This is a genomic window from Streptomyces sp. NRRL S-495, assembly GCF_000966955.1.
Lineage (GTDB): Bacteria > Actinomycetota > Actinomycetes > Streptomycetales > Streptomycetaceae > Kitasatospora > Kitasatospora purpeofusca.
In genome coordinates, this window is the sequence record NZ_JZWY01000404.1 from 1 (window position 1) to 463 (window position 463).

The 463-nt window shown below is 71.5% G+C and carries 1 protein-coding gene; it reads right to left on the minus strand.

Annotated features, from left to right (window positions below; translation table 11 throughout):
- A partial coding sequence (locus VR45_RS21285; RefSeq protein ID WP_199925974.1) for a hypothetical protein occupies positions 1–463 on the minus strand: 463 nt, incomplete at both ends.

Sequence of the window (463 nt, forward strand, 5' to 3'; positions counted from 1 at the left end):
CCCAACGACACCGCAGCCGCCGCAGCTTCATCGAGCCGCCTGTCCAGCCGGGCTCGAGCGTCCGCGACCACCGCCTGCGCCTCGGGAGTAGAGGTCGGGACCGCCCCGTACGCCTTCCGCTGCTCGTCGTAGTTCGTCGTTGCCGCCTCGAGGGCCCGCAACTGCCGCTCCGCCCGACTGGTGGGCGCGAGCACCCAGAGCGCCTGCGAGGCGCCCAGCAGGCCGGCCCGCAACGCCGTGAAATACGCCGCCGGGTACAGCGTTTTGGTCGCCGCCAGCGCCGACAACGCGAAGTCCAGGTGCTCCACCGCCGTGAGCAGCCCGTGCCACGCCACACTCGACACCGGATGCCCCAAGAACAACCGGTCGTCCCCGGCCAAGCTGCTGCCGGGTTCGATTCGGGGAGGACCGCCGTCGTCGCCGCTCGTGCGCTCCAGCCAGACGTCGAGAGCCTGCTTCATCC